This window comes from Methylobacterium sp. NMS14P (genome assembly GCF_028583545.1).
GTDB lineage: Bacteria > Pseudomonadota > Alphaproteobacteria > Rhizobiales > Beijerinckiaceae > Methylobacterium.
This window is the reverse complement of sequence record NZ_CP087106.1, coordinates 2,174,322-2,199,895: the sequence shown is the minus strand read 5'-3', so window position 1 is coordinate 2,199,895 and position 25,574 is coordinate 2,174,322. Positions and strand designations below refer to the sequence as shown.

The following is a 25,574-nucleotide window of genomic DNA, read 5'->3' as shown; positions in this document are numbered from 1 at the left end:
CTGGATGCGGGGAGAGGGTGCGACGGGTCTCGTCGTCCCCGGTGCGGGTCCCGCCGGCGCCGCGAGCGGCCCCGGCGGGATCGGTCCTACGCCCCGTCGAAGCGCCCGCTGGCATGGGCCAGCATCGTGTAGACCTTGCCGGTCTCCGAGGTCAGGTAGGCGTCGGTGCGCTTGGCGTCGCTGTCGTTCTTGACCACGTCGCCGAGCAGGCGCTCGAACTCGCTGACGTAGCGGTCGACGCTGCGGCGGAACTCCGCGTCGATCCTGTACCGGCGCTGGATCTCCGCGAAGGTGGCCCGACCCTGCGGCGTGTAGATCCGCGGGTCGAACAGGTTCGGCTCGCCGCGGCGGTACCGCTCCCACAGGTCGACCGCGGTCCGGTGCTCGATCATCTTGGCGATGTCGGTCGAGATCGTGTCAAGGGCGATCCGCCCGGTCTCGGCGGCCGCCACCGCGGGGCGGCGGGCCGCCGGCGCGGGCGCCGGGGCGGCGGCCGGCGCGTCGGCCGCCGGCTCCTCGTCGTCGTCCAGCGAGGCGCGGGTCAGCAGGTCGGACAGCCAGCCGCGCTTGTCGCCGGCCTGCGCCGGGCGGGCGGGCGCGGACGGGCGCGGCGCCTCGATCTTGGCCGTGGCGGCGCGGGGCGTCGCAGCGGGCGCCGGCAGGGCCGGAGCCGCGGGGGCCGCCGTCGGGATCGACGGTGCGATCGGGGCCGCGGCGGACGGCGCCGCCGCGACGGCGCGGCCGCCGCTCTCCGCGACCCGGCGCTGGGGCTGCGCCTGCGGCTGGGCGACGTCGACCGCGCGGCCGGAGCGGGAGACCAGGGACGACAGCTCGTTGAGGGCCTTGATCTGGTCCGCCACCACCCGGCGCATCTCGCCGGTGGCGTCCTGCGTCTCGCGCGGCAGCTCGAGGACGCCCTTCGCGAGTTCGGCGCGGGTCGCGTCGAGTTCGCCACGGATCGAGCCCGCCATCTCGCGCAGGGCCGAGAAGGAGTCGCCGAAGCTGGCCTGGGCCTCCTGGAAGCCGCTGCGCATCTCGCGGGCCGCCTCCTCGATGACCTGCCGGACGCCCTGGGCGGTCTTCTCACCCTCGGCGCTGGCGCTGTCCTTCAGGTCCGCGAAGGCGCTCGTCACCGAGGCCCCGGCACCCTGGGCCGACTGGGCCAGGGACTCGCCGACGCTGCGGGCGCGCTCCTCGGCGGCGCGCAGGGTCTGGTCGATGGTCTGCGCCAGGGCGGTGCCGTTCTGCTCCAGGGCGGCGGCCCGGGCCTCGAAGGCGGCCAGCGCCTCGGTCAGCTTGGACTCGCGGCCCGACAGGGCCGAGTCGAGGCGCTCCTCGATGGCCGCCAGGGAGGCCGCGGCCCGGTCGAGGGCCGCCACGTGCGCGGCGGTCTGCTCCCCGAGCGAGCGGCCGCGGCCGTCGAGGGTCTCGGCGAGGCGCGAGGCCTCACTGAGCGCGCCGTCGGCGGCGCCGCGCAGGGCCTCGACCTGGGCCGAGACGCCGGCGCTGGCGCGGCCGGTCTCGGCGGCGATGCGCTCCAGCGCCGACTGGACCTGCTCGATCCGGCCGGCGAGACCCTGCTCGATCGCGCCGAGATTGGTGTCGGCGCCGGCCACGAGGTCGGTCAGCGCCGTGTTGGCGGCCTCGATCCGCTGGAGCAGGGCGCCGAGCTCGCGGCCCATCCGGTCGTTGGTCTCGAACAGCTCCGAGAGCGTGCGGCCCGCGCCGTCCTCGACGGCGGCGCGCAGCAACTCGGCCGAGGCCCGCGACTGCACGGCCAGCTCCTCGGTGCGCTCCCGCAGGCTCTCGGCCAGGGGCACGCCGGTCTCGGCGAGCGTCCGCTCGATCGCCTCGGCCCGGTCCGACAGGGCCCGCGACAGGTCCATCATCGGGCCGTCGATGGCGCCGCGCAGGCGCTCGACATGGCCCTCCAGGCTGTCGCCGACGGCGCGGCCGCTGCCCTCGACGCTGGCGAGCAGCGCGCCGCCGCGCTCCTCGATGGCGCGCACCAGGGTCTCGGCGCTCTCGGCGAGGCGGCGGGACAGGGCCTCGCCGCGGGCGTCGACCAGGGCACCGAGCGCCGTGGCGCGGCGCTCGAATCCGGCCCCGAGGGCCTCGGTGCGGGCGTCGATCAGGCCGGCGAGCGCGGCCTCGCGGCGGCTGAGCGTCTCGGCCAGGGCCGCGTTGTGGGCCTCGACCTGCTCGGCATGGGCGCGCGCCCGCTCGTCGAGGGCGGCGACCAGGGACGCCGTGCGCTCGTCCATGAGGCCCGCGAAGGCCTCGTGGCGGTCGTCGAAGGCGGTGGCCAGGGTGTCGGCGCGCTGCGCCACGAGGGTCGCGAACAGCCGCATGCGGCTGTCGATGCGCTGCGTGAAGGCGTCGGCGCGGGCGTCGACGCCGCGGGCCAGGGCCTCGCTCTGCGCCTCGACGGCCTGCGCCAGGGCCGCGGTACGGCCCTCGACCACGCCGTCCAGTTCCCGCAGCCGGGTGTCGAAGGTCTCCACGAGGGCGCCGGTCCGGCCCTCGACGGCGCCGTCCAGGGCGCGCAGGCGGGCGTCGAAGGTCTCGACCAGGGCGCCAGTCCGGCCTTCGACGGCACCGTCGAGAGCGCGCAGGCGGGCGTCGAAGACCTCCACCAGGGCGCCGGTGCGGCCCTCGGCGGCCGCCACCAGGGCTTGGCCGCGGTCCTCCAGCAGGCCCTCGATCGCGGCGCGCGCCTGCTCGAAGGTCGCCCGCAGGGTCTCGACGCGCGCGTCGACCCGCTCGGACACGTCGCGGCCGGTGCCCTCGACCAGGGCGCCGAGGCGGTTCTGCACCCGGTCGAACAGGGTCTGCAGCTCGCCCGTCCGCTCCTTGAGGGTCTCGGCCAGGCGGGTCTCGCGCTCCTCGAGCAGGCCGGCGATGGCCGGGTTCACCCCCTCGATGGTCGCCTGGAGCGCCTGGGTGCGGTGCTCGATCGTCCCGGCGATCTGGCGGCCGCGGGTATCGACGAGACGGTCGATCTCGCCCTGTGCCCGCTCGAACAGGCCCTGGAGGTCGGACAGGCGGGTGTCCAGCAGGTCCGCCATCTGGGCGGGCGCCGCGTCGAGGGTCGTGCGCAGGCCCTCGGTCCGGGCCGCGATGGCGTCGGCGACTTCCTGGCCGCGCCCGTCGACGAGGTCGCGCAGGCCGGCCTGGGCCTCCTCGAACAGGGTCTGCAGGCGCTGCGTGCGGGCGTCGAGGGTGGCGGCGAGCTGGCGCTCGCGGGTCTCCACCAGCGCCGAGACGGCGGCGGGCGCCTCCTCCAGCACCGCGCGGAGAGACTGGATGCGGGCGTCGACCGCGGCAGCGAAGCGGCCGCCGCCGCCCTCGACCACGCCGTCGAGGGCCGACTGGGCCTCCTCGAACAGGGTGCGCAGGGCCTGGGCCCGGGCGGTGAGGGTGTCGGCGAGGCGGTTGCCGCGTCCGTCGACCAGGCTCTCCAGGTGGCCCAGCCGCTCGTCGAACAGGCTGCCGAGCTGGCGGGTGCGGTCGTCCAGGGCGCCGGTGGCGGAGCCGAACGCGCCCTCCAGGGCGGCGACCATCGCCTGCCCGCGGCCGTCCAGCGCCTCGTGGATCGGGCCCATCCGGCCGTCCAGGGTGGCGGCCAGGGTGCCGGCATGGTCGTCCAGCAGGACGCGGATCTGGTTGGTCCGGTCGTCCAGCAGGGTGTGGACCGAGCGCACGCCCTCGTCGAGGAGGCCGCTGATGTCGGCGGTGCGGCTCGACAGGGTGTGGCCGAGGCGGCCCTCGCCGGCATCGAGCATCCGCTCGGCGTCCGCGATGGTCTGCTGGAGCTTGGCGAGCACGCTCTCGCCGCGCTGATCGATGAGCTCGGCGAGCGAGGTGCCGCCGCGGTCGAGCAGGCGGGCGAGCTCGGTGATCCGGCCGCCGATCGCCCCGAACACGGCGCGGCCCTTCTCGTCGAGCTCGCCCGACATGGCGGCGACGCGCTCGTCGATGAGGCGGCCGAGGAGTTCCGCGCGCTCCGCGAAGGCCGCGTGCACGGCCTCGGTGCGGGCGGCCAGCGCCGCGTCGGCGCTCTCGGTGCGCTCGTCCACCAGCCGGATCATCGAGTCCGCGCGGTTCGCCAGCGCGGCCTCCAGGCCGCGGGTGGCCTCCTCGATGGTGCCGGTGAGGGCGCGGACGCGCTCGGCCATGGCGCCGTCGAGGCCGCCGGTCCGGTCGGCGATCATCGACACGAGGTCGCGGGTCCGGCCGGCCAGCTCCTCGTCGACCGCGCGGGTGCGCGCCTCGATCAGGCGGATCGCCTCGAAGGCCTGCACGCCGAAGCTCTCGTCCACGAGGCGGGCGCGCTGGTCCAGGGTCTCGGCGATCGCCTGCAGGCGGCCGATGACGCCGGTGTCGAAATGGCCGGCGCTCTCCTCGATCCGCCGGGCGATCTCGCCCGTGTGGCGGGCGATGTCCTGGCCGAGCCCGGAGGTGCGGCCCTCCAGCATCTCCATCAGGCCGCGATGGCCCTCGGCCATGATCCGGCCCATCTCGTCGGTCCGGGCGCGCAGCGCCTCGTCCACGGCGTTCGCGCGGCTGCCGAGACGGTCGTCGATCTGGCCGACCAGCGCCGCCACGGCGGCCGCGATGGCGGCGGCCCGCTCCGCGGAGCGCGTCTCCAGGCCGCCGAGATGGGTCTCGATCAGGCTGCCGGCCTCGCGGGCCCGGGTCGTGATCGTCTCGGCGACGGCCTCGCCCTTGCCGGTGAGGAGCCGGTCCATCTCCTCAAGCCGCGCGCCAACGGTCTCGCCCAGCGCGGCGGTGTCGCGGCCGATCCGGTCGGCCAGGATGTCGCCGCGGGCGATGGTCTCCTGCAGGGCGGCGAGGCGGTTGCCCAGCGTCTCGTCGATCGCCCGAACGCGGCCGTCGGCGGTCTCGGCGAAGCTTGCGCCGGTCTGGCTGAGGGTGTCGGCGATGCGGGCGCCCTGGCTCGCCACGGCGAGCACGATGTCGCGGCCGGTGCCGCTGATCCGGGCCTGGGTCTCGTCGGCGTGGCCGGCGAGCAGCTCGGCGACGCCGCGGCCGTGCTCGCCGAAGGCCGCCTCCATCTCGCCGATCCGGGCGGCGAGGTCGGCCGAGATCGCGCGGGCGGCCTCGGCGAGGCTGCCGGTGGCGTCGCCGGTCCGGGCGGCGAGCTCGCGGTTGAGGTCGTCGAGGGCGGCGCGGACCGCCGCGACGGCCTCCGTGCCGCGGGCGCCGAGCTCGGTGCCGGTGCGGTCGGCGGCGTCGCGGAACCGGGCGGTGAGGATCGCGGTCTCGGCCTCGACGGCGCCGGTGACCTCGCCGGAGGCGTTGCGCAGGGTCTCCAGGGCCTCGGCGAGCCGGGCGGCGGCGTCCCGCGTCTGCGTCTCGGCGGCCTGGCTCGCCTGATCGGCGGCGGCCCGCAGCGCGGCGGCCGCCTCCTCGGTGCGCGCCGACAGGGCGGCGGCGGAATCCGCGACCCGGCGCTCGAACACCCGCACGGCCTCGAGGGTCCGGGCCTCGACCGCGCCGGTGGCGTCCTCGGCGGTGCCGCGCAGGGCGCTGGTGGCCGCGTCAGCGCCGCGCTGGAGCGCCGCGACCGCCTCGGCGGTGCGGCCGTCGATCTCGCCCGACAGGCCCTCGACGGTGCCCCGCAGGGACTGGACCGCCGAGGAGGCCCCGGTCTCGAAGCCCTGGCCCAGGGCCGCGAAGGCGGCCTCCAGGTTCGCCGCGACCGTCTCGGTCCGGTGCGCGATGCTGCCGCCGGCCCGCTCGGCCGCCGCCGCGACCCGGTGCTCCAGGTCCGCCGCTCGGACCGTCACGGTCTCGTCGAGGCGCGCCGCGATGCCGTCCATCCGCTCGGCGAGGGCGCCGCCGCGCTCCGACAGGGCCTCGGCGATCCGCTCGGCGGTGCCGACGAGGTCGTCGCGCACGGCGCCCGCGCGGGCCGCCAGGGTCTCGCCGGCGCCGCTGGCGGCGAGCGCCAGGGCGGCCTGGGCGTCGCGCCCGCGGCCCTCGATCGTCTCGGCGACCGACAGGCCGGCGCTCTCGATCTCGGCGCGCAGCGCGAGGCCGCGGCCGGCGATGTCCTGGGTCAGGGCCGAACCGGTGTCGGCGAAGCGGGCGGTGATCTCGGCGCCCATCGCGCCGAAGCGCTCGGTCAGCTCCGAGCCCCGCGACAGGAAGACGGATTCCAGCCCCGTCACGGAGCGCTCGAAGGTCTCGCGCACCGTGCCGGCCTGGCGCTCCAGCGCGTCGCCCACGCGGCTGCCGGTCTCCTCCAGGGTCCGGGTGAGGGCGCCGGCATTCTCCGACAGGCGCTCGGCCAGGGCGGTCCCGGCGGCCTGGAAGGCGCCGGTCGCCGTGCCGGCGCGGTCCTCGAAGGTGCGGGTCAGGGTCTCGCCGACCTCCTGGAAGCTGCCGCGCACCTCCTGGCTGGTGGCCGCGAGGGTGTCGATCAGGTCGCTGCCGCGGGCGGTCATCAGGTTGACCACCCGGTCGCCGGCCTCGCCCAGGGAGGCGGTGATCGCGGCGCCGCGGGTCTCCAGCGCGCCGGTCACGCGCTCGCCCGCGCCGGTCACCGCGGAGACGATCCGGTCGGAGGCGCCCTCCAGGTCCTGGCTCAGGCTCTGGTGCGACCCGGTGATGGCGCTGCGCACCCGCTCGGCGTTGGTGACGATCGCCTCGCGCTGGGCCACCAGCTCGTCCACGAGGGAGCGGATGCGGATCTCGTTGTCGGAATAGGCCCGCTCCAGGGTGGCGATCTCGCCCCGGACCAGGGTCTCCAGCTCGCCGGCCCGGGCGAGCGCCCGCTCGACGCCGTCGCCCACCGCCGCCACCTCGCGGCGCACGGTCTGCGACATGGTCAGGACCGCGTCGGTGGAGAAGCTCTCGGGCTCGGCCAGACGCACCGCGACCTCGCCGACCGCGCGGGCGACGAGGCGCATCTCCTGGGCGCGCACCGCCAGCATGGCGGCGATCACGAACAGCACCACCGGGCCGAACAGGGCCGCGGCGCCGACGCTCGCCTGGAGGGCGGAGAGGCCCGACACGACCGCGCGCAGGTCGCCGTCGGACTTCGACCACGCGATCAGCACCAGGGCGCCGATCCAGACGGCGCCGGCGGCGAGCGCGAGCAGGTAGGGCTTGGGCGAGGAGCGCACCCGCAGGGTCTGCTGCAGGATGCCGATGTTGCGCCGGTCGTCGTTGGCCACGAGCGAGCGGTCGGGGGGCAGGAGGCCGCCCTCGCGGCGAGGGCGGTCGAGGCCCGGCGGCGGCAGGTCGGAGGCGAGCGGCGGGTCGAGGTCGAGGCGCGGCGGCATGGTCCGGCCGGCGTCGAGGCCGCCGTCGCGCAGCGGGTCGGCGTCACCGACATCGGGCAGGCGCGGCTCGGCGCGGCCGTCGGTGCCGTTCGGCGTCAGGGCGTCGAGGTTCAGCGCCTGCTCGATCGCAGAGAGCGCGGCCTCGGCCGGGTCCTTCAGCTTCTTCTCGGTCGCCATTCAACGCCTCGTTACACGGGTTCACCGGCGCCTGGGGAGGCTTGAGCCGGAGACGCAACGCCCCGTTTACCATTACAAGACTAAACTCGGGCAGCGACTGCCGATACCCGAGCCCTCGACCGGCCCCAGAAAAGGTTAACCGAATGGTTACCGGGCCCGTCGCTCACCGCCTCCACCATCCTGCCGCAGGGGAGGGGTCCGGCGCGATCCCCACCCGGCGAATCAGGGGGTGAATTGTGTGGATCAGATCCGCAATCCCCGACGAATCCGGATGCCGGGAGTTCGAGCATGCAGGCCATCGACCCCGCGGAACTCGAGGCCCAGACCGGCGGCGACGCCGATCTGGCCCGTGAGGTTCTGGAGCTGTTCGCCGGCCAGTGCCGGTCGATCCTGCCGCGCCTCGCCGACCCGGCCCTGCCGCGGGAGCAGCGCGCCGACCTCGCCCACACCCTGAAGGGCTCGGCCGCGGGCGTCGGGGCGGTTCACGTGCGCGCCCTCGCGGACGCCGCGGAGGCGCGCCTGCGCGGCGGGGCCGGGGCGGTGCCGGTCGACGACCTCGCGGCCGCGGTCGCGCGGGCGCTGGCGGAGATCGCGGAGGCGCGCGCCTGACGGTGTCGCCGCAATGCGGCGATCGATCCGGGACCGGTGTCTAATGCCGCGCTTGCATTCCGCGTTTCCAGCCGCCAAGCAGGCACGCCGCCCGTCGGACAGACTGCGCTCGACGCGAGCCCGGAGCCCCCAGCATGCCCAAGATCACCTACGTCGACCACGCCGGGACGGAACGGACCGTCGAAGGCAGCGTCGGCGCGACCGTGATGGAGACGGCTATGCGCAACAACGTCCCGGGCATCGACGCGGAGTGCGGCGGCGCCTGCGCCTGCGCCACCTGCCACGTCTACGTGGCCGACGCCTGGATCGACACGGTCGGCAAGGCGCAGGATATGGAGCAGGACATGCTGGATTTCGCCAGCGACGTCCGCGAGAATTCCCGCCTGTCCTGCCAGATCAAGATCACGCCGGCGCTCGACGGCCTCGTGGTGACGACGCCGTCCCAGCAGGGCTGAGACGGGAGCCGTCTCGGTCGCGCGATCCTTTCCCGTCCTCGCGAGCGCAGCGAAGCGACCCAGGGTAGCGCGACATCCGTGTATGCGGCGCTGCTGGATCGCTTCGCTGCGCTCGCGAGGACGGCATCGCCTCCGGTCGCATCGCGCTGTGAGGCCGTAACCGCACCTGTCATCGCACCAGTGCCCGCGCCGCGGCGTCGAGCCCCTCCAGCGTCAGCGGGAACATCCGGCCGGCGACCAGCCGATGCACCATGCCGATCGACTGGGTGTAGCCCCAGTGCGTCTCGGGCACCGGGTTCAGCCACGCCGCCTTCGGGAAATGGTCGAGGAGCCGCTGCATCCAGACCGCGCCGGCCTCCTCGTTCCAGTGCTCCACGGAGCCGCCGGGCGTGGCGATCTCGTAGGGGCTCATCGAGGCGTCCCCCACGAAGACGAGGCGGTAGTCGGCGCCGTAGGTGCGGATCACGTCGAGGAGCGGCGTCTTCGCCTCGTGCCGCCGCCGGTTCTCGGTCCAGACCGCCTCGTACGGGCAGTTGTGGAAGTAGTAGTGCGCGAGGTGCTTGAACTCCGAGCGCGCCGCCGAGAACAGCGCCTCCGCCTGCTCGATGTGCCAGTCCATCGAGCCGCCGACGTCCAGGAACAGCAGCACCTTCACGGCGTTGCGCCGCTCCGGCCGCAGCTTGACGTCGATGTAGCCCTGGCGGGCGCTCGCGCGGATCGTGCCGTCGAGGTCGAGCTCCTCGGCCGCCCCGGTCCGGGCGAAGCGGCGCAGGCGCCGCAGCGCCAGGCGCATGTTGCGCGCGCCGATCTCCCGGTCGTCGTCGAGGTCCTTGAACTCGCGCTTGTCCCAGACCTTCACCGCCCGGAAGTTGCGGTTGCCGTCCTGGCCGATGCGGATCCCCTCCGGGTTGTAGCCGTAGGCGCCGAAGGGCGAGGTCCCGCCGGTGCCGATCCATTTCGAGCCGCCCTGGTGGCGCCCCTTCTGCTCGGCGAGGCGCTGCTTCAGGGTCTCGAACAGCGCGTCCCAGCCGAGCGCCTTCAGCTCCGCCTTCTCGGCCTCGGTCAGGTACTTCTCGGCGAGCTTCCTCAGCCACTCCTCGGGAATGGCGGCGGGCTCCACCGCCTCGCCGAGGGTCTCCAGCCCCTTGAACACCGTGCCGAACACCCGGTCGAACCGGTCGAGATGCGCCTCGTCCTTCACCAGCGCCGTGCGCGACAGGAAGTAGAACGCCTCGACGTCGTGCTCCGCGAGGCCCCGGTCCAGGGCGCCGAGCAGGGTCAGGTACTCCTTCAGGGAGACGGGGACCTTGGCGTCCCGGAGGGCCGTGAAGAACTGCAGCAGCATCCCGGGAGAACGCGCCAGCCGGGCGTCCGGGTCAAGCCCGCGCGAATCGGTCGGCATCCCGACGAGCGGGGCAGGACTTTCCCGGAGGACTTCCGAGTCTTCGACGATGGTCGACAAGATTCAGCCCCGTCGGCAACGCTGATTCCGGGGCTCTAACGAGTCTCTCCGACCCGATGGGACTCATAACCTGGGTATAAGTCGTCGAATCTGTTGATATGTGGCCGGACAAGCCTCGCCCAGTCACTCAATCGGTCATGGGAATCGCTCAACTCGGGACATCGAGTGTGTGCGGACGCGGCGACGCGGCCCACACGGAGCTAGCGAGGAGACCTGCGATGGCGGTCATCCTGCGGAATCTGACGGAATTCAAGCGGTTTCTCGGGAAGCCGGGGGCGACGATTCAGCTGGTGCGCAACACCTTCATGGACCGCCAGCCGGAGGCGACCCGGGACGCCTACCGCGACAAGGGCATGTACGCCCCGCGGGCGGTGCAGGCCCTGTCGCGCAAGGCGGCGGTCTTCACCCTGCGGGGCTATCCCGGGACGGTCTGGCTCTACTGGGACAAGGGCGCCCGCGGTTGGCGCTTCTCCGGCGACACCGTGACGGTGCCCCTGGTCACCGGCCTCGGGCCGGCGGACGAACTGGTCTACCGGTGCAGCTTCGCCGACGGGTTCGAGCCGGCGCCGCGCAGCCGCGTGGCGCGGCGGGCCAAGCACGAGGACGCGCATCCGGTCCTGATCTGAGGAGACCCGGACGCCGCGGCGGCAGCCGCGGGGCCCTCGCGACGAACGCGGGCGGCCCGGCCCGGGCTCAGTGCCGTCCCCGCTGGAGCCCGGCCCAGACCCTGAACTCGGTCGGCGTCTGCCCGAACCGCTCCTTGAAGCGCCGGGAGAAGTGAGCCTGGCTGGCGAAGCCGCACTGATAGGCGACGAGCCCGACCGGCAGGACGCCGTTGGCAGGATCGGCGAGCTTGGCCTGCGCCATCTGCAGGCGGCGTTCCCACATCCAGTCCATGAGCGCGACGCTCTCCGCGCTGGCGACCTCCTGGAGCCGGCGAACCGAGATGTTCAGCGCCGCCGCCACATCGTTGATCGACAGGCCCTCGACGCCGATATGCGCCGTGATGAAGGCCTGTGCGCGGCAGAGGATCGCGGCTCCGCTCAGGGAGCGGGGCGGGTCGGCCTCCAGCCGCTCGGCGAAACCCGCCGCCAGGAGCTCGACGGCGACCGAGGCCATCCGCGCCTGACGGGCGGGATCGAGCGATGCGCCGTGCTCGACGAGGGAATGGAGATACGCCGCGATGATCGGGAAGCTCGTCTGCGCGGCGGTGATCGACGATCCGACGGCGTGGCGGCTCGGCCCGAGGGCCCGGTCCAGGGTCGCGCGCGGGATGAGGAAGCTGACGACGTCGAGACCCTCGGGGTGCCCCCCCACGTAGGGCTGAGCATTGTCGATGAGCGAGATGCCGCCCGAGACGGCCTCGTGGTAGCGGCCCTGCGCGAAGTTCCAGGTCCGCCGCGATCCGAGAATGATGTTGTAGTCATCCGTATCGGACGACCGGAGATGACTTTTCCGCCGCTCCATGGTGTGGGCGGCGCCGAAATAGTGGCACACCTTGATGGTGTCGACCGCGAACAGGTCGAGCCCGGCGCGAAAATCCTTCCGCGCGTAATCGACGAATTCGAACAGGCCGACCGCGTTCCGGCAGGCATGCTCCCAGTATTCGAAGCCGGAATGCCGCGGCACGTCGTCGGTGCTCATGCTGTAGGTCGCGTGCCGAGCGATGATGCGGCCGGGACTGCCGCCGTGATCCCCTCCCTGACTGTCGCCCATCGCCGCACACCCGAGCCCCGGCTGCTCGGCCTCCCGCTGACCGGTCCGATATTCGCAGCCGACGCACCGCTACAATCGAATAGCCCACCCATCAAAGCAGAAATCTTACTTCGAAGTCTCCATGAATGCAATCGATCGACCCGGCACGGCAACTATATTGGCTAGGCCACATCGACCGGCCGCGATCGAACTCCAGCAAGAGATGCCCGAAGAGCGGATTTCATCCGTGAATATAGCGCTAATCAGACAAGCCTAGATATCACGCGGTTGTGATCAGATACGGCGCGTCATTCGCGCGCGGCGGCGGCCGGGCGGCAGGCGCCGTGGCCGCGGAGGGATCTGGCATTCGGCCGATCGGCGTACGGAGACGATCACGGTCCTGGCCGGCAGGGCCTTGGGCGCAGGAGAAGCCGTCGCTCTCCCGCGGGCCACGCCCGGAGAGCCGTCTCGATCGCGGGCCTGTCCGGGCAGCCGCGACGTCGTCCGCCAGGGGTGCGCCGCGCGCCGCGGAGACGGTCGGCCCCGCGCGCGATCGCCCCCGCTCTCGCCGGGCCGCGGATCGTCGACGGACCGCCCCGGGCGCCACCGGGCGGCCGCGCTCTGGCGGCGCTCCGACGGCGACCGCGGGAGGCCGCCCTCAGGCCTCCTGGCCGGCCGCCTCCTGGCGCTCGGGCTCCCGCTTGACCGGGGCCTTGCCCAGCGCCTTCCCGACGGTCCGCCGGGCCCGGAAGATCGGCTTCGACTCGCCCTCGCGCTTCTTCAGCAGGGCGCGATACTCGTCCCGCCGCTCGTGGATCGACGCGATCACCAGCCCCATCGGCACGCCGACATCGACCAGCACGGCCTCCGACAGCTGCAGCGACGCCTCGATCGTCTCCGGCACCGCGTCGTCGACGCCGAGCTCGTAGAGCGAGGAGGCGTGGCGGGCGTCGCGGGCCCGGGCCACGATGGTCAGGTCCGGCCGCTCGGCGCGGGCCGCCGCCACCGCCGCCTCGACGGCGCGGGGATTGTCGAGGGTGACGACCAGCGCCCGGGCCGTGGCGATGTCGCAGCGGCGCAGCATCTCGGTGTTGCCGCTGTCGCCGAAATAGACCGGCGCCCCGGCGCGGCGCTGCTCGGCCACCCGCGCGGCGTCGGAATCGAGGGCGATGTACGGGATCTTGTGCCGCTCCAGCATCTCGCCGACCTGCCGGCCGACGCGGCCGAATCCCGCGACGATCACCCGGTTCCCCATTCGCTCCGGCACCGGCTCCGCCTTGGCGGCGGCCTGGGCGCTGGCGGTCGCCCGCAGCTTGAGCCGGCGGCCGACGGCGGCGAGCGCCGGGATCATGATCATCGTGACCGTGGTCACCACGAGGGCCGCCGCCCCGACCTCCTCCGGCACGAGGCCGGTGGCCATGGCGCCGCCGATCAGCACGTAGGCGAACTCGCCGCCCGGACCGAGGAGCAGCGCCGTCTCAAGCGCCACCGGCCGGGGGATCTTCAGGACGGGGGCCGCCATCATCACCACGGCGGCCTTGATCAGGACCAGCGCCAGCGACAGGCCGATGATCGCCCCCGGCGTCGCCATCAGCTGCGCCGGGTCGAGGTTCATGCCCACCGAGACGAAGAACACGCCGAGCAGCAGGCCCTTGAACGGGTCGATCGTCGCCTCGATGGCCCGGCGATACTCGGTCTCGGCGAGCAGCAGGCCGGCCACGAAGGCGCCGAGCGTCATCGACAGGCCGCTCGCCGCCGCGGTCAGCGCCGTGCCGACGATGACCAGCAGGCAGGCGGCCATGAACAGCTCGGTGGAGCGCGTGCGCGCCACGAGCTGGAACAGGGGGCGCAGGGCGAGGCGGCCCGCCACCACGATCAGCACCAGCGCGACGGCGGCCTGGCCGAGCGCCATGGCGAGGGCCCAGCCCTTGTCGCCGCCGTCGTCGCGGCCGAGCACCGCGATGGCGAACAGGACCGGCGCCACCGCCAGGTCCTGGAACAGCAGGACCGCGAAGCTGGTCCGGCCCGTGGGCGCGTTCAGCCGCTTCTGCTCGGCCAGGACCGGCAGCACCACCGCGGTGGACGACAGGGCGAGGCCGATGCCCACGATCACCGCGCCGGTGAGCGGCACGTTGAGCCCGTAGAGGATCGCCCCGAGGATCAGCGCGGAGCAGCCGACCTGCAGGGAGCCGAGGCCGAAGACCAGCCGGCGCAGCACCCGCAGGCGCTCCCAGGACAGCTCGATCCCGATCATGAACATCAGGAAGATCACGCCGAACTCGGCGAGGTGCGAGATCTCGGCCCGGTTGCCGATGGTGAAGAGGTGCACGGAGGGATAGGTGTCGGCCAGCCGGCCGAGGCCGAAGGGTCCGAGCAGGGCCCCGGCGCCGATGAAGCCGAGCACCGGCGAGATCCGCAGGCGGTGGAACAGCGGCACCACGATGCCCGCTGTGACGAGAAACAGGATCGCTTCCTTGTAGGAGCCGGCGTGGACCTCTGGCATCGGCGGCGGATCGAACCTCGTCTCTCGGGGGCGGGGGGATGCCGATCACGGCTGCGCGATCATGGGTCGGCACCGCCCCAGGGGCAACCGGATTCGGGCCGCGATCGACCCCGCGGATGTGCGTTCCGACACAAGCCGGATACAGGCGCGGGTGAGACATTTCGGTCACCGGCACGCGGGATGCGGGCGGCATCCAGAGGATGCGTGCGGTGAAGGCGTGCAACGCGGCTCAAAATCGGCACAATGCGCGCATACACGCCTGAGTTAACCGGGGGTTAAGCTCGGCCGGGCCCAGCCCGGAACTGGACCCGATGGATGCGACGAGGCCGATGATCTCCATCAAATCGATATTTGCCGGTCCGACAGCGCCCCCCAGCCGCGACCTCGAGCGCGAGAAGCGCGAGTGGAAGCTCGAGTCGGACCGCTGGCGCCACCAGCGCCACGTCGAGAAGGGCTACCGCATCAAGTGGGGCTACGTGGGTATCGCGTACCTCGTCGAGTTCATGGTGATCGGCGCCTCGCTCTGGGGCGCGTGGCTGTTCGCGGGCGTCTACAGCGACGGCGACTGGCACGCCTTCTACTTCATGCTGCTGGCGCCGCTGGTCTACGCCGCGGTCGAGCTGTGCCGCGTGCCGCTCGGCATCCTGGCCCGCACCCAGCGCTCCTACTTCGTGCGCGGCCTCGCCGTGCTGGGCATCATCTTCGCGGCGGGCGTGACCACCAAGTCGGTGTCGCAGCTCGGCGAGATGATGTTCCATCCCCGCCTGATGGAGGCGGCCCGGACCAAGACCGCCCTGAAGGACGCCCAGGCCGACCGCGCCACGATCGGCGACCGGATCAAGGCGGCGGACGAGCGCGTGGCCCAGTACACGGCCGAGCTCGACCAGATCGAGAAGCGCTCCGCCGACAACGCCCAGCAGCTCGCCGGCCTGCCGGCCCAGCGCTGCGAGCGGGTCTTCGGCACCAACAGCAAGGGCCGCAAGTACCAGAACCTGAAATGCGTGGCCGATCCCCGCGTCGCCGCCCTGTCGCAGGGCGTCGCCAAGGCGTCCGCCGACCGCGCCGGGATGATCAAGGACCTGGAGGAGGCCCGCAAGGCGCGCGCCGCCCTCGATCCGGGCGCCGCCGACCGGCGCGTGGCCGACGCCGAGCAGGGCTACCGCAACGCGGTCAACCGCTCGCAGCTCCACTCCTTCACCGCCATGGTCTACGGCGTCGACCCGATCGACGTGACCGAGAGCCAGGTCCACGCCTTCCTGCGGATCTTCGTGTTCCTGCCCGCGGTCTGCGCGGCCTTCGCGTCGACGATCCTGGCGCTCTGCGCGGTCTCGACCCGCCGGACCTTCATGGACGAGGACGATCTCGGCGCCGCCGTGAACCCGGAGGCGGCCCCGTACATGCTCGACGCGATCGCCGACGCCCTGCGCTCGCATCCCGAGCCGATCCTGCCGCGCGCCGCCAACGCGTCGGGCGCGGTGATCCCGATGAACCGGCCGGCCCAGGGCCAGCAGGCGCTGCCGAACCAGACCCATCCGGGCCCGACCCTCCCTGCCGCTGGAGCCGGCGCATGAACTACGTCGCGAGCGGGACCCCTGAGAACATCGCCCTCGCCCAGCAGGTGAACTCCCGCCTGCGGGCGGATTCGAGCTACGTCGCGGCCCGGGCCTTCCTGTTCCGGGCGCTGGGCTTCGGCGCCTTCGCGTGCCTCGCCGGCATCGGCGTCGGCGCGGCGGCCTACGGCTGGGCGACCCTGAACCAGTTCGACACCGCCGCCGAGAAGATCGCCGCCGCCATGCAGGCCGCGCTCTCGGACGTGACCCTGAAGACCAAGGGCGAGGTCACGCTGACCGACAACACCCTCAAGCTCGAGGGCCTGCCCAAGGTCGCCGCCTCGCCGACGCCCACCCGGGCGCAGCTCGGCAGCGACGCGACCCCGGCCTCGAAGGCGACGGTGAACACGACCTTCACGGTGTTCAAGCAGGTGCCCTACCTCGACGGGCAGATCGTGACCGGCTGGAACTTCAAGGACAGCGCCGACCAGCCCTACCAGCAGTACTGCTACTTCTCCCGCCGCACGGCCGAGGCGAAGGGTCAGGTCGAGATCAAGATCGACCTCGCCATGGACGGCAAGACCCTGCCGCAGCCGCAGAAGTCGGACGTCAACCTCGAGATCCTGGCCCGGAACTGCGTCTGGCACGAGAAGGGCTGAGATCGCTCGCGGCGCCACCGTCCTTGCGAGCGGAGCGAAGCAATCCAGGGTAGCGCCACGCCTCCGAACGTCCCGCTGCTCTGGGTCACGTCGCTCCGCTCGTGATGACGGCGTCAGCCATTCAGCGCGCGCGTCGGCCGGGCCCGGACGGGACGGCCGGACAGGTACGGCGCTTGCGGCGCGGCGGCGCGGCGCGTTACCCCTGGGCCCGAGCCCACCTCTCCGAGACCGCGATGCGCTTTTCCGGAACCGAGACCTACGTCGCGACCCCCGACCTCACCGCGGCGGTCAACGCCGCCGTGGTCCTGGAGCGGCCGCTCCTCGTGAAGGGCGAGCCCGGCACCGGCAAGACCGTGCTGGCCGAGGAGATCGCCAAGGGGCTGAACGCGCCGCTGATCGTCTGGAACATCAAGTCGACCACCAAGGCGCAGCAGGGGCTCTACGAGTACGACGCGGTCTCGCGCCTGCGCGACTCCCAGCTCGGCGACCCGCGGGTCTCGGAGATCGGCAACTACATCCGGCGCGGCAAGCTCTGGGAGGCGTTCACCGCGCCCGAGCGCCCGGTGCTGCTCATCGACGAGATCGACAAGGCCGACATCGAGTTCCCCAACGACCTCCTCACCGAGCTCGACCGGATGGAGTTCCACGTCTACGAGACCGGCGAGACCGTGAAGGCCGTGCGCCGGCCGATCGTGATCATCACGTCGAACAACGAGAAGGAGCTGCCGGACGCGTTCCTGCGCCGCTGCTTCTTCCACTACATCAAGTTCCCCGACGCCGAGACGCTGCAGCGCATCGTCGACGTCCACTATCCGGGCATCAAGCACCGCCTCGTCGAGGAGGCGCTGCGGACCTTCCTGGCGATGCGCGAGGTCCCGGGGCTCAAGAAGAAGCCTTCGACCTCGGAGCTGCTCGACTGGCTGAAGCTCCTCGTCTCCGAGGACATCGCCCCCGAGACCCTGCGCGAGCAGGACGGCCGCAAGCTGATCCCGCCGCTGCACGGGGCGCTCCTCAAGAACGAGCAGGACGTCAGCCTGTTCGAGAAGCTGGCCTTCATGATGCGCCGGGACCAGCGCGGCGGCTGAAGGCCGGAGGGAAGACCCGAGGACTCCCGCGAGAGGGGCCCGGGACAGGGAAGGGAGCGTGCGGCATGGGCGAGATCGCGATCGTCGGCGGCGGCGTGATGGGGCACGGCATCGCCCTGGTTCTGGCGCTCGCCGGCCACGGCGTGCGGATCACCGACACGCAGCCCGAGACCCGGGCGCGGATCCCGACCCTGATGGACTCGGCCCTCGCGACCCTGCGGGAGGCGGGCGCCGCCCCGGAGGGCTGGGATGCGGGGCGGCTGGCCCGCGCCGTCCGGGTCGAGGCGGAGCTGGACGCGGCGGTGTCGGGCGCCGACCTCGTGATCGAGGCGATCACCGAGAACCCGGAGGCCAAGCGCGCGCTCTTCTCCGAGCTCGACCGGCTCTGCCCGGCGGACGCGGTCCTCGCCAGCAACACCAGCTACCTCGACGTCTTCCCGCTGATCCCGGAGCGCCGCCAGGCGCGGGCGCTGATCCTGCACTGGTACACGCCGCCCTACATCGTCGACCTCGTCGACGTGGTGCCGGGGCCCGGCACCGACCCGGTGGTGATCGCCGCCATGGCCGACCTCGTGCGCGGCCTGGGCCAGGTCCCGATCGTGCTGAAGCGCTTCATCCCCGGCTACGTCGCCAACCGCATCCAGCAGGCGATCAGCGCCGAGGTGTTCCGGCTCCTCGACGAGGGCGTCGCCGCGCCGCGGGACATCGACGACGCGATCATCCACGGCCTCTCCTTACGCATCCCGATCCTCGGCCACCTCGCCAAGGCCGACTTCACCGGCCTGGAGCTGACGCAGCGGGCGCTGGCCAACGGCAGCTACGCGCCGCCGCCGCCGCGCACCCGCTCCGAGACCCTCGACGCCCTCTGCGCCGAGGGCCGGACCGGGGTGATGGCGGGGCGCGGCTACTTCGACTGGGGCGGGCGGGAGCCCGCGGACCTGTTCCGCGAGCGCGACCGCAAGCTCCTGGCGCTCAAGGCGGCGATGGCCGGGATCGGCCGGATGGAGGGATCATGATCGGAGCGGACCTGTCCGGACGGCGCGTCCTCGTCACCGGGGCCTCCTCGGGCATCGGGCTGGCGACGGTCGCGATCTTCGCCCGCAACGGCGCCACCGTGGCGCTGAACCACCTGCCCGACGATGCCCGCGGCCCCGAGGAAGCCGCCCGGCTCGCCGAGGCGGGGCTCTCGGTGATCGCGCTGCCCGGAGACGTGTCGCGGGCGGGCGAGGCCGAGGCGATGGTGGCGGCCGGCATCGACCGGCTCGGCGGCCTCGACGTGCTCGTCAACAATGCCGGGACTTCGGGCACGACCACGCCCATCGCCTTCGAGGATCTCGACGCGATGAGCGAGGATTTCTGGGCCACGATCCTGGCGACCAACCTGCTCGGGCCGTTCCGCTGCGCCCGGGCCGCGGCCGCGACCCTCAAGGCGAGCCGCGGCGCCATCGTCAACACCGCCTCGGTGGCCGGGCTCGGGCGGCGCGGCTCGTCGGTCGCCTACTCGGCCAGCAAGGCCGGGCTGATCAACCTGACCCGCAGCCTCGCCCGGGCGCTGGCGCCGGACGTGCGCGTGAACGCGGTGGCGCCGGGGCTGGTCGCCACGCCCTGGACCGAGCCCTGGTCGGAGGAGCGCAAGGCCTCGACGGTGGGGCGCACCATGCTCGGCCGCATGGCCCGCCCGGAGGACATCGCCGAGACGATCTTCTTCCTGGGCGCGGGCGCGGCCTACATCACGGGCGAGACCCTCACGGTCGACGGCGGGGCTATGTGAGTCCGGGGAGCACACCGATGTCGAGCACCACCGTCATCACCTGCGCCCTCACGGGCTCCTTCGACACGCCGAAGAAGAACCCGGCCGTGCCGGTGAGTCCGAAGGCCATCGCCGAGTCGGCGCTCGAGGCCGCCGCCGCCGGGGCCGCGGTGGTCCACATCCACGTCCGCGACCCCGCGACCGCCGCGCCCAGCATGGCGCTCGTCCATTACCGCGAGGTGGTGGAGCGGATCCGCGAGAAGAACGACGCCGTGATCCTCAACCTGACCACGGGGGCAGGGGGCCGGTTCGTGCCGGGCGACCCCGACCCGGCGGTCGCCGGCCCGGGCACCACCTTCGTGGGACCGGAGGCCCGCACCCGGCACGTCGGCGCGCTGCGGCCGGAGATCTGCACCCTCGACATCGCCACGATGAATTTCGGCGAGCACCTGTTCCTCAACACCCCCGGCCACCTGCGGGCGATGGCGGGTCACATCCGCGACGCGGGCGTGAAGCCCGAGATCGAGGTGTTCGACCTCGGCCAGATCGAGCTGGCCCGGCACCTGATCGCCGAGGGGCACCTGGCGCGCCCGCCGCTGTTCCAGATCTGCCTCGGCATCCCGTGGGGCGCCCCGGCGACACCCGAGGCGCTGGTGGCGATGCGGGCGCGGCTGCCGGAGGACGCGGTCTGGTCGGCCTTCGGCATCGGCCGGGAAGAGTTCCCGATCCTCGCGGTGGCCGCCGGCATGGGCGGCAATGTCCGGGTCGGCCTGGAGGACAACCTGTACCTGTCCCGCGGCACTCTGGCGCCGAGCAACGCCGCGCTGGTGGAGAAGGCCGTGAGCCTGCTGGCCCATCTCGACCGGGAGCCGGCCACGCCCGATCAGGCGCGGGCGATTTTTGGATTGGCGCCGCGTAATGGGACGGCGGCAGGCGGATAAGCCGATCGCGGCCGCCCTCCGTCATCGCGAGCGCAGCGAAGCGACCCAGGGCAGCGCGACCTCGGCGAGCGTGGTGCTGCTGGATTGCTTCGCTCCGCTCGCAAAGACGGCGGTGTCGTCTCGGGCGGGAAGGGCGGCCCCTGACGGATCGCCGGCATCCTCACGCGCACCCGTTCCAGCAGCCGACCGCCACGGATAGTCTGCCTTCGGAAACATCCCGAGCGGCGATCAACGCCGCCGGGTGGACACGACAGGGAGAGAGACATGACGCTCCGCCACCGCGCCGCGGCGCTGCTCGGGAGCTTGTGCGCACTCGGTGCCGGCGCGGCGCTCGCGGCCGACCTCGTGCCGGTGAAGATCGGCGTGCTGAACGACCGCTCCGGCGTCTACTTCGACTCCACCGGCGAGGGCTCCGTGGTGGCCGCCCGCATGGCGGTCGAGGATTTCAAGCCCGAGGAACACGGGCTGAAGGTCGAGGTTGTCGCCGCCGACCACCAGAACAAGCCCGATGTCGGCGCCTCCATCACCCGGCAATGGTACGACCGCGACGGCGTCGACGCGGTGTTCGACGTCCCCACTTCCTCGGTAGCGCTCGCCATCGCGCAGATCACCAAGGAGAAGAACAAGGCCTTCATCAACTCGGGCGGCGGCACCGCCGACCTGACCGGCCCGGCCTGCACGCCCAACACCGTGCACTGGACCTACGACACCGCGGCGCTGGCCAACGGCACCGGCAAGGCCATCCTCAAGCGCGGCGGCAAGTCCTGGTACTTCATCACCGCCGACTACGCTTTCGGCCTCGCCCTGGAGCGCGACACCAAGGCGGTGGTGGAGAAGAACGGCGGCAAGGTCGTCGGCGGCGTGCGCACGCCCTTCCCGAACCCGGACTTCTCCTCGTTCCTCCTCCAGGCCCAGGCCTCGGGCGCGCAGGTGATCGGGCTCGCCGATGCCGGGTTGGATGCCGCCAACGCCATCAAGCAGGCGCACGAGTTCGGCATCCGCCAGGGCGGCCAGACCCTCGCCGCCCTGCTGATCGCCATCACCGACATCCACTCGCTGGGCCTGGACGTGGCGCAGGGCCTCGCCTTCACGGCCTCGTTCTACTGGGACCTCAACGACGGCACCCGCGCCTTCGCGGAGCGCTTCGAGAAGCGGATGCCCGGCAAGAAGCCGACCTCCTACCAGGCGGGCGTCTACGCCAGCACGCTGCACTACCTGAAGGCGGTGGCGGCCCTGCACTCGGCCAAGGACGGCGCCGCCGTGGTCGCCAAGATGAAGGAGATGCCGACCGACGACCCGCTGTTCGGCAAGGGCACGATCCGGCCGGACGGGCGCAAGATCCACCCGATGTACCTGTTCGAGGCCAAGGCGCCGTCCGAGTCGAAGGGCGAGTGGGACCTCTACAAGGTGCTGGAGACCATCCCCGCCGAGCAGGCGTTCCGCCCGATGAGCGAGGGCGGCTGCCCGATGGTGGCCGGCATGACGGCGAAGTAAGCGTCGGCTCGATCGATTCGGCACCGCCGTCTTTGCGAGCGGAGCGAAGCAATCCAGACGGCGCGACGCCGACCGTCGTCGCGCTGCCCTGGGTCACTTCGCTGCGCTCGTGATGACGCGGAGGGAGACCGCAAACGAGCGTCCGAACGGAACCGTTCACGCCGCCCCGATCCGATCAAGGGCCGCCATGGCGTCGTCCGGCAGGCGAAGCTCCGCCGCCGCGAGGTTCTCGCGCAGGTGGCCGAGGGACGACGTCCCCGGGATCAGCAGGATGTTGGGCGACCGGCGCAGCAGCCACGCGAGCGCCACCTGCATGGGCGTCGCGCCGAGCCCGGCCGCCGCCTCCGACAGGGTGTCCGACTGCAGCGGGCTGAACCCGCCCAGCGGGAAGAACGGCACGTAGGCGATCCCGGCCGCCGCCAGATCGTCGATGAAGGCGTCGTCGCCCCGGTGGGCGAGATTGTACTGGTTCTGCACACAGACGATGTCGGTGATCCGCCGCCCGTCCGCGACCTGCCGCGGCGTGGCGTTGCTCAGGCCGATCCGGCGGATCAGCCCCTGGCGCTGCAGCTCCGCCAGCACCGTCAGCGGCGCCTCGATCGACCCTTCCGCGGGGCCGTGGACGTCGAACATCAGGCGCAGGTTGACCACGTCGAGGACGTCGACGCCGAGGTTGCGCAGGTTGTCGTGGACCGCCTGGGTGAGGTCCTCGGCCGAGAAGGCCGGGTTCCACGAGGCGTCGGCCCCGCGCTTGGCGCCGACCTTGGTGACGATCACGAGCCCGTCCGGGTAGGGGTGCAGCGCCTCGCCGATGATCTGGTTGGTGACGTGCGGCCCGTAGAAGTCGCTGGTGTCGATGTGGTCGACGCCCGCCGCCACGGCCGCGCGCAGCACCGCGACCGCGGCCGCACGGTCCTTGGGCGGCCCGAACACGCCGGGCCCGGCGAGCTGCATGGCGCCGTAGCCGAGCCGCTTCACGTTCCGGTCGCCGAGGGGGAAGGTCCCGGCCTGCGCGATGTCGGCGGTGATGTCGGTCATGACGTATCTCCTGTTGGCGCCCCGGATGTAGACAGCACCGATTGCGCCGATAAGCCGTGACGATCGGCACGACCCGTGCGAGATCCCGAACAATGCCCACCGATCTCGCAGATCTCACCGCCTTCGTGACCGTGGCGCGGGCCGGCGGGTTTCGGGAAGGCGCCCGGGCGAGCGGCGGGAGCGCGTCCGGCCTCAGCGAGGCGGTGCGCCGGCTGGAGGCTGGCCTGGGGGTGCGCCTCCTGAACCGCACCACCCGCAGCGTCGCGCCGACCGAGGCCGGAACCCGCCTGCTGGAGCGGCTCGGCCCGGCGCTCGCGGAGGTGGATGCCGCCCTCGACGTGGTGAACGGGTTCCGCGACCGGCCGGCCGGCACGCTCCGGCTCAACGTGCCGCTCAGCGCCGCCCGGCTGGTCCTGCCGGCGCTCGTGCCGCCCTTCCTGGCGGCCTACCCGGAGATCCGCCTGGAGGTGGTGGTCGAGGACGGGTTCGTGGACGTGCTGGCGGCCGGCTGCGACGCCGGCATCCGCTACGACGAGCGGCTGGAGCAGGACATGATCGCCGTGCCGATCGGCCCCCGGCGGCAGCGCTTCGCCACCGCGGCGGCCCCGGCCTATCTCGAGAAGCGCGGCCGGCCGGAGCACCCGCGGGATCTCCTGGGCCATGCCTGCCTGCTCGGCCGGTTCCCGAGCGGTGCCCTGACGGCGCCGTGGGAGTTCGAGCGCGACGGCGCGGTCGTCCGCGTCGACCCGTCCGGGCCCCTGATCGTGCGGGTCGGCGCCAGCGACCTCGCGGTGGCGGCGGCGGTCGCCGGCACCGGGATCGTCCACCTGTTCGAGGACTGGCTGCGCCCGCATCTCGACAGCGGCGCCCTGGAGCCGGTGCTGGAACCCTGGTGGCAGGACTTCTCCGGCCCGTTCCTCTACTACCCCGGCCGGCGGCACCTGCCGGCGCCGCTGCGCGCCTTCGTGGACTTCGTCAGTGGCCGGCCGGCGGTGCCGGATCCGGCAGTTCGAACACCGTGAGCTGCCCGCCCGGCGCCGTGTACTGCGACAGGGCCGCGTAGCCGCCGACCGCCCCCGAGCCGTCGGCCGGGTCGGTCAGCCCGGCCGCCAAGCCGATCCCGGCCCAGCCGCCGATTCCGGAGAGCACCGCCACGTACTGCCTGCCGTCGTGCAGGTAGGTGGTGACGTTGCCGACGATCCCGGACGGGGTCTTGAACCGGTAGAGCTCGTGCCCGTCCCGGGCGTCGACCGCCTTCAGGTAGCCCTCCAGCGTGCCGTAGAAGACCACGTTGCCCGCCGTGGCGAGCGCCCCCGACCAGACCGAGAACGGCTCCGGGATCGTCCAGGCGATCCGGCCCCTGGCGCCGTCCCAGGCGATGAACGCCCCAGTCCGGTCCGAGCCCTCGGGCGGGTGCAGGGTGAGCGTCGCGCCGACATAGGGCTGGCCGGGCGTGTAGGTCACCCGGAACGCCTCGTAATCCATGCACATGTGGTTGGTCGGCACGTAGAACAGCCGCGTCACCGGCGAGTAGGCGGCCGGCTGCTGGTTCTTGGCGCCGAGCGCCCCGGGGCAGATGTTCCTCGTGGCCTCGTCCTCGTCGGCCTCGCCGGGGGCGTAGCGCCTGTCGACGACCGGCCGGCCGTAACCGGGGGCGGCGGGGTCCATCTCCACGCGGCTCGCCCAGTTCACCGTGGGATCGAACTTCTCCGCCACCAGCAGCGCGCCGGTGGCCCGGTCCAGCGTGTAGCCGAAGCCGTTCCGGTCGAAATGGGTCAGCACCTTCCGGGCGCGGCCGTCGATCACCTGCTCGGTGAGGATCATCTCGTTGACGCCGTCGTAGTCCCACTGGTCGTGGGGGGTCATCTGGTAGACCCAGCGGGCGATGCCCGTATCGGCGTCGCGGGCGATGATCGCCTGTGCCCACCGGTTGTCGCCCGGGCGCTGGTTCGGGTTCCAGGTCGAGGGATTGCCGGTGCCGTAATAGACGAGGTTCAGCTCCGGGTCGTAGGAGAACCAGCCCCAGCTGCAGGCGCCGCCGGTCCGCCACTGGTCGCCCTCCCAGCTCTTCAGGGAGGAATCCCGGCCGACCGGGCGCCCGAGCTCGGTCGTCGCCTCCGGATCGACCAGCATGTCGGCGTCCGGCCCGGTGGCGTAGGCGCGCCAGAGCCGCCGGCCCGTCGCCTGGTCGTAGGCCGTGACGTGGCAGCGCGCCCCGTACTCGCCCCCCGCGAGCCCGACGATGAGCTTGCCGCGCACCGGCAGGACCGTGGCGGTGTTGGTCTCGCCCCGGCCCGGGTCGCCGTTCCGCACCGACCACAGCACCCGCCCGGTCTCCGGATCGAGCGCCACCACGGTGGTGTCGGCCTGCTGCAGGAACAGCCGCCCGTCCGCGTAGGCGAGCCCCCGGGAGACCGTGTCGCAGCACATCACGGCGATGACGCCCGCGTCCTGCCGCGGCGCGTAGCGCCACAGGATCTTCCCGCCCTGGTCGAGGTCGAGGGCGTAGACCGTGTTGGGGAACGGCGTGTGCACGACCATCACGTGCCCGACCACGATCGGCGCGCCCTCGTGGCCGCGCAGGACGCCGGTGGAGAAGGTCCAGGCGACCTTCAGGCGCCCGACATTGCCGGCGTCGATCCGGTCGAGGGCGGAGTAGCGGGTGTTGGCGTAGTCCAGGGTCTGCAGGATTGGCGACGGGCCGGCCGCCGCCGCCCCGGCGAGGCCGGCGAGCGGCAGGGCCGCGAGGAGTGAAACGCGCATCGACGACCGCATCCTAGTGATCCCCATCGCCGCGCGGCCGGCGGCGGGCCGGACCCCGCGCCCGTCCGGGATCCGCGACG

Annotated in this window: 17 protein-coding genes; 11 read left to right on the top strand and 6 right to left on the bottom strand. The window is 72.9% G+C overall.

The genetic code is table 11. The features are described 5' to 3' along the window. Window positions 1-86: 86 nt before the first annotated feature. Window positions 87-7,490, bottom strand: a complete 7,404-nt coding sequence (locus tag LOK46_RS10205) for a hypothetical protein (protein WP_273563655.1) — start codon at window positions 7,488-7,490, stop codon at window positions 87-89. Between the two features lie 288 nt (window positions 7,491-7,778). Between LOK46_RS10205 and LOK46_RS10200 the strand changes: the two genes are divergently transcribed. Both LOK46_RS10200 and LOK46_RS10195 read left to right on the top strand, forming a co-directional pair. After that, window positions 7,779-8,099 carry an Hpt domain-containing protein gene (locus LOK46_RS10200; protein ID WP_273563654.1) on the top strand — a complete coding sequence of 107 codons (321 nt, stop codon included), beginning with the start codon at window positions 7,779-7,781 and terminating at the stop codon, window positions 8,097-8,099. 134 nt (window positions 8,100-8,233) lie between these two features. Then, complete coding sequence (locus LOK46_RS10195) at window positions 8,234-8,554, top strand: 2Fe-2S iron-sulfur cluster-binding protein (RefSeq protein WP_273563653.1); 321 nt, start codon at window positions 8,234-8,236, stop codon at window positions 8,552-8,554. A gap of 169 nt (window positions 8,555-8,723) precedes the next feature. Here LOK46_RS10195 and LOK46_RS10190 read toward each other — a convergent pair whose 3' ends face one another. Further along, a complete protein-coding gene (locus LOK46_RS10190; RefSeq protein WP_273563652.1) occupies window positions 8,724-9,899 on the bottom strand; it encodes a vWA domain-containing protein in 1,176 nt (391 codons plus the stop codon). Window positions 9,900-10,234: 335 nt separating this feature from the next. Between LOK46_RS10190 and LOK46_RS10185 the strand changes: the two genes are divergently transcribed. After that, window positions 10,235-10,642 carry a hypothetical protein gene (locus LOK46_RS10185; protein WP_273563651.1) on the top strand — a complete coding sequence of 136 codons (408 nt, stop codon included), beginning with the start codon at window positions 10,235-10,237 and terminating at the stop codon, window positions 10,640-10,642. 67 nt (window positions 10,643-10,709) lie between these two features. Here LOK46_RS10185 and LOK46_RS10180 read toward each other — a convergent pair whose 3' ends face one another. Both LOK46_RS10180 and LOK46_RS10175 read right to left on the bottom strand, forming a co-directional pair. After that, window positions 10,710-11,660, bottom strand: coding sequence for a helix-turn-helix domain-containing protein (locus LOK46_RS10180; RefSeq protein ID WP_273563650.1), 951 nt, complete (start codon window positions 11,658-11,660; stop codon window positions 10,710-10,712). Between the two features lie 709 nt (window positions 11,661-12,369). Continuing rightward, a complete protein-coding gene (locus LOK46_RS10175) occupies window positions 12,370-14,214 on the bottom strand; it encodes a cation:proton antiporter domain-containing protein (protein ID WP_273563649.1) in 1,845 nt (614 codons plus the stop codon). A gap of 311 nt (window positions 14,215-14,525) precedes the next feature. Between LOK46_RS10175 and LOK46_RS10170 the strand changes: the two genes are divergently transcribed. The 7 genes from LOK46_RS10170 (at window position 14,526) to LOK46_RS10140 (ending at window position 21,693) form a co-directional block, all read left to right on the top strand. Then, a complete protein-coding gene (locus tag LOK46_RS10170; protein ID WP_273563648.1) occupies window positions 14,526-15,785 on the top strand; it encodes an ATPase in 1,260 nt (419 codons plus the stop codon). Beyond that, window positions 15,782-16,423 (top strand): hypothetical protein, encoded by a 642-nt coding sequence (locus LOK46_RS10165; RefSeq protein ID WP_056532713.1) that lies wholly within the window; start codon window positions 15,782-15,784, stop codon window positions 16,421-16,423. The genes LOK46_RS10170 and LOK46_RS10165 overlap by 4 nt, the downstream gene beginning before the upstream one ends. A gap of 233 nt (window positions 16,424-16,656) precedes the next feature. Next, complete coding sequence (locus tag LOK46_RS10160) at window positions 16,657-17,508, top strand: AAA family ATPase (protein WP_012318919.1); 852 nt, start codon at window positions 16,657-16,659, stop codon at window positions 17,506-17,508. 65 nt (window positions 17,509-17,573) lie between these two features. Beyond that, window positions 17,574-18,524 carry a 3-hydroxyacyl-CoA dehydrogenase family protein gene (locus LOK46_RS10155; protein WP_273563647.1) on the top strand — a complete coding sequence of 317 codons (951 nt, stop codon included), beginning with the start codon at window positions 17,574-17,576 and terminating at the stop codon, window positions 18,522-18,524. Continuing rightward, the gene (locus tag LOK46_RS10150; protein WP_273563646.1) at window positions 18,521-19,279 is read left to right on the top strand and encodes an SDR family NAD(P)-dependent oxidoreductase; all 759 of its coding nucleotides are present in this window, start codon (window positions 18,521-18,523) and stop codon (window positions 19,277-19,279) included. Before LOK46_RS10155 ends, LOK46_RS10150 begins: the two co-directional genes overlap by 4 nt. A gap of 17 nt (window positions 19,280-19,296) precedes the next feature. Next, window positions 19,297-20,199 (top strand): 3-keto-5-aminohexanoate cleavage protein, encoded by a 903-nt coding sequence (locus LOK46_RS10145; protein WP_273563645.1) that lies wholly within the window; start codon window positions 19,297-19,299, stop codon window positions 20,197-20,199. Between the two features lie 264 nt (window positions 20,200-20,463). Beyond that, window positions 20,464-21,693 (top strand): ABC transporter substrate-binding protein, encoded by a 1,230-nt coding sequence (locus LOK46_RS10140; protein ID WP_273563644.1) that lies wholly within the window; start codon window positions 20,464-20,466, stop codon window positions 21,691-21,693. Between the two features lie 156 nt (window positions 21,694-21,849). On the opposite strand, the gene LOK46_RS10135 is transcribed toward LOK46_RS10140, so the two are convergent. Continuing rightward, window positions 21,850-22,731 (bottom strand): aldo/keto reductase family oxidoreductase, encoded by an 882-nt coding sequence (locus LOK46_RS10135; protein ID WP_273563643.1) that lies wholly within the window; start codon window positions 22,729-22,731, stop codon window positions 21,850-21,852. 92 nt (window positions 22,732-22,823) lie between these two features. On the opposite strand from LOK46_RS10135, the gene LOK46_RS10130 reads away from it, so the two are divergent. After that, window positions 22,824-23,753, top strand: coding sequence for a LysR family transcriptional regulator (locus LOK46_RS10130; RefSeq protein ID WP_273563642.1), 930 nt, complete (start codon window positions 22,824-22,826; stop codon window positions 23,751-23,753). Here LOK46_RS10130 and LOK46_RS10125 read toward each other — a convergent pair. Then, complete coding sequence (locus tag LOK46_RS10125; protein ID WP_273563641.1) at window positions 23,707-25,494, bottom strand: methanol/ethanol family PQQ-dependent dehydrogenase; 1,788 nt, start codon at window positions 25,492-25,494, stop codon at window positions 23,707-23,709. The two genes, LOK46_RS10130 and LOK46_RS10125, sit on opposite strands and share 47 nt — an antisense overlap. Window positions 25,495-25,574 lie beyond the last annotated feature (80 nt).

Bases quoted from the DNA above. Each gene is read 5' to 3' on its own strand.
- LOK46_RS10155 (WP_273563647.1), top strand. From the start codon at position 17,574: ATGGGCGAGATCGCGATCGTCGGCGGCGGCGTGATGGGGCACGGCATC.
- LOK46_RS10170 (WP_273563648.1), top strand. From the start codon at position 14,526: ATGGATGCGACGAGGCCGATGATCTCCATCAAATCGATATTTGCCGGT.
- LOK46_RS10130 (WP_273563642.1), top strand. From the start codon at position 22,824: ATGCCCACCGATCTCGCAGATCTCACCGCCTTCGTGACCGTGGCGCGG.
- LOK46_RS10150 (WP_273563646.1), top strand. From the start codon at position 18,521: ATGATCGGAGCGGACCTGTCCGGACGGCGCGTCCTCGTCACCGGGGCC.
- LOK46_RS10160 (WP_012318919.1), top strand. From the start codon at position 16,657: ATGCGCTTTTCCGGAACCGAGACCTACGTCGCGACCCCCGACCTCACC.
- LOK46_RS10205 (WP_273563655.1), bottom strand. From the start codon at position 7,490: ATGGCGACCGAGAAGAAGCTGAAGGACCCGGCCGAGGCCGCGCTCTCT.
- LOK46_RS10185 (WP_273563651.1), top strand. From the start codon at position 10,235: ATGGCGGTCATCCTGCGGAATCTGACGGAATTCAAGCGGTTTCTCGGG.
- LOK46_RS10195 (WP_273563653.1), top strand. From the start codon at position 8,234: ATGCCCAAGATCACCTACGTCGACCACGCCGGGACGGAACGGACCGTC.
- LOK46_RS10165 (WP_056532713.1), top strand. From the start codon at position 15,782: ATGAACTACGTCGCGAGCGGGACCCCTGAGAACATCGCCCTCGCCCAG.
- LOK46_RS10180 (WP_273563650.1), bottom strand. From the start codon at position 11,660: ATGAGCACCGACGACGTGCCGCGGCATTCCGGCTTCGAATACTGGGAG.
- LOK46_RS10200 (WP_273563654.1), top strand. From the start codon at position 7,779: ATGCAGGCCATCGACCCCGCGGAACTCGAGGCCCAGACCGGCGGCGAC.
- LOK46_RS10140 (WP_273563644.1), top strand. From the start codon at position 20,464: ATGACGCTCCGCCACCGCGCCGCGGCGCTGCTCGGGAGCTTGTGCGCA.
- LOK46_RS10175 (WP_273563649.1), bottom strand. From the start codon at position 14,214: ATGCCAGAGGTCCACGCCGGCTCCTACAAGGAAGCGATCCTGTTTCTC.
- LOK46_RS10145 (WP_273563645.1), top strand. From the start codon at position 19,297: ATGTCGAGCACCACCGTCATCACCTGCGCCCTCACGGGCTCCTTCGAC.
- LOK46_RS10135 (WP_273563643.1), bottom strand. From the start codon at position 22,731: ATGACCGACATCACCGCCGACATCGCGCAGGCCGGGACCTTCCCCCTC.
- LOK46_RS10125 (WP_273563641.1), bottom strand. From the start codon at position 25,494: ATGCGCGTTTCACTCCTCGCGGCCCTGCCGCTCGCCGGCCTCGCCGGG.
- LOK46_RS10190 (WP_273563652.1), bottom strand. From the start codon at position 9,899: ATGCTGCTGCAGTTCTTCACGGCCCTCCGGGACGCCAAGGTCCCCGTC.